The organism is Endozoicomonas sp. ONNA1, from assembly GCF_024606325.1.
Taxonomy (GTDB): Bacteria; Pseudomonadota; Gammaproteobacteria; order Pseudomonadales; family Endozoicomonadaceae; genus Endozoicomonas_A.
The window spans coordinates 1-3,239 of sequence record NZ_JAHHPN010000552.1 but is presented as its reverse complement, the minus strand read 5'-3'; the positions used below and the strand labels follow the sequence as shown (position 1 = coordinate 3,239).

Annotated in this window: 1 protein-coding gene; it reads right to left on the bottom strand. The window is 48.2% G+C overall.

Annotated elements, in window-relative coordinates:
* Nucleotides 1-3,239, bottom strand: a 3,239-nt coding sequence (locus KDK19_RS12685; RefSeq protein WP_257292107.1) for a hypothetical protein, incomplete at both ends; no start/stop codon positions are given.

Genomic DNA, 3,239 nt, shown 5'->3' with positions numbered 1-3,239 from the left:
ATCAGAGATGACCGTCATTAAAAAATCAGCGGTACCCAGTCTCAGTAATCCTTCAAGTTGAGTGATGGGTGTGTTTTCGGTTCCCAGTTTATCCCTGAAAAAAACGTCGGTTGAACTGTCTAATACCTGCTTGTACAAATGAATGGTCAACATGGACTTCAGTAAATCAGAATTCAGATTCAGTTTTTTTGTAATGACATAGGCCTTGTACTGGCTCCACTGAAAAACGTCTCTTAATGGGTCACTTTTCCTCGGAGCCATAAGACAGGGAATATAGGATGTTATAGCCCCAATCTCGCCAAGATCGACCCCGATATTGACCTGAACATGGTGAGATAACGGTGATGTCCTTTTTACCCCGGGCAGCAATGAGACTTTACTGTTTTCAAATCTATGGTCGCTGGATAACTTGAATTTTTTTAAATTACCTTTGGGATTATTTCCAATTAGCTCGTCATTATAAGCCTTAACTAAATCGCCTACGGTATAGCCACTCTCAGGTATGTTTGCCAATACAGAGGCCATCGTATTGGTAGCACGAAATAAAGCTGAGGACTCACTTAGATAATCCCGGAGAGGTTCTGGTCCGGTAATGATTTCAACGATTGAGTCACCGCGGCGTTTATCGTTGGTTGTAGTCGGATCAGGAGGATCTTCGCTAGATAGAGTCAGATCAGCATAATCAGTGAGAGAAAGCGTGTTAGGTGAAGATTTACTGGACGCAAGCATATTTCTCGATTCAGCATCCACACTTGTGTCAGCATACTCTATTTCAAGACCGATCCGTCCTTTATAAATGTCTAAGGGGATATCCGGAACTTTGATACCCTCTTGTAATCGCTTAACATCGTCAACGTCAAGATCACGCAGAATTCTTTTCCGAATGCTTTCAGAATCGCTGTTGATTCCTGCCAACAGATTGGTTGAAACAATATAACGAGCGATCAGGCCTGATAAAGTGCGATATTGTTCAACGGGCATTTTGCCTTCGGTGACATACTGGCCCGGATCAATTTTCAGGACACAACCGGCATTGTTAATCAGAACCGGTTCTGCCGGAGTAGTTCCGGATGAACCGGGAGGAGTGATGACCAGTAATAGCCGGACAGAGCCAGGTATTTTGACCTGGTCGAAGCCGCTGCCGACAGAACCATCAATAACACCCTGATTCACCAGAGTCTGGAGGTCTCCAAAGATTTGGCTCTGTCCTGCCATCAACGCATCGGAAAAAGCCTTGAATTTAGAGGTGGTTCTGAGCCATCGAAGCGTTTTGATAATAGTCTCATGCAATGACTTCATATCATTTGCAGTGACATCGTTTTCCAGAACCTGTTTGATAAACCGGGCAGAGAACAAGATCGCGACTTTTGACTCCGAACCTTTATCGCCATAGGTGCCCGGTGTCACTTCGCTAATAATTCCGGGACTGTTCTCTTTTATCTCTTTGCCATAGACGTCTATGTAACGGGAAGACGTTCTGCCAGTGTAGTGAGTTTTGTCTGGCGGGGTTTGCATATCACCAAAATCTGACAATAACCTGCTCCTGACTTTGGCGAGTAAACCAGAGCTGGCTATTCGTTTTTTCAACATCCGGTAATCCGCTTCCTGCAACTGCAGCGCAGAACGCAGTTCCGAATCCAGCATCTGTTTCCAGAAATCTGTGTGTACCTTAACCAGGCCCTGTGCAAAAGTACCAACAGCGATCTCCGGCTTCGCTTCAAGGGAACGAATAACGTTTCTGACCGAAACGGCCAGACGCTTTTCCTGAAACAGTACGTCCAGTGCCCGCTGGAAATCATCCACCGTTCCTTGGGCAAACCTGAACTCACGGTCATCAATATTAAGGATCAGTATCCGGTAAAGCGGATCGCTGTCGTTCGGTATCCGGCGTAGTTTCAGACCGTTGTCAAAAGCGTAATGACCATCAGGATCATTACGGTATTCCGTCTTCCATATCTCCATGGCCCTGACGATAACGGGTGGGGTTGCTACCGATGCTCTCAGTTGCAGGAACAGAGCCAGCCCGTAGGATTGGGTCATCACCCGGGCCAGACGGGTATCTGACGAGGCTGGTCGTACATCCGACAGTCCGACCAGAATGTTGACAGGCTCACTTTCTTGCCATTGATCGACCATCACCCAACTGTCTGCGATCAACCGGTCGGAATCCAGCCGAATATTAACGACCGCCTTTGTTGCCCCGAAACCACTCTCTTTCTCCCATTTGCGCCAGGCCAGGAGGCTATCGATGAATTCATTAGGTCCGTTGAAATAACGAAGCACATCATGTAGCGCTTGTGGCACTGCTTCCAGTAGCGTCAGTTCACGCATCTGGGAGCGATAGGCACTGTGATTAATGGGCGTGATAAGAAAGGGTGAATCAACCCCCAGAACGGTCTGCGAGGGAAACCGGTAATCCTGGAAGAAGGGCGTGAAAGGGTCCAGGTAAATCAGGTACTCGCGGTTTTCCGTGGTTGGGAGCCTGATGGGGTTGATGTCTTCGGAGAGCCGGCTGAACAATTCCGCGATCAGCAGCCTCTGCCGGAGATCCGGTCTGCGACCGCTGGCCAGAACGGTTACTGTGTTGATGGCCAGACTCATCAACAATCTTCGTATCAGGCTTCGGGCAACCTTATAGTCCCCGTAGTCCCCGTAGTCCCCGTCGATGTTATTCATTTCGGTGGCCAGTGTGACCACATCAGTCGGCGCAAACAGGGCAATTTTTTCGCTGAGCTGCTGTTTAACCAACGAGGGGTTGTGATGGGTATAGGCTGACTCAATCGTATTGATCAGTGTCCGGGCAGTACGCTGCGTCAGCGGACCTGAGGACTGAAGCATAAACAGGATATTGCGCAGATTATCCGAAAAAGCGGCGCTGTTACTCTCTGGCACGTCCAGCAGAACATAAGTTGCGCCTGAAGGATCGCTGACAACAGGTAGGTATCGGTTGCGCTTGTCTTCATTAAAAGTCTCTCCATTAAAAGACGGGGACAGTGGATCCGTAAAACTGACAGTGCCATCCGTTTGGCGCTTCAGCCTTCTGTTAATCCCAAGCGAAAGTGTGTTTTGAAACCACTTTCTCTGCTCACTCCTCATTCTGGCGTTCAGTCTCGGTACTTTTTTTTCTGCCAGTTTGTCCGCCAGCCATTGACCTGATAACTCTCTCAGAGTCCTGACATATCGTTGGCCCAATTCGGAAAAGTCATTTTTTAACTGTTGGGCATGGAGGGCAAACAGGT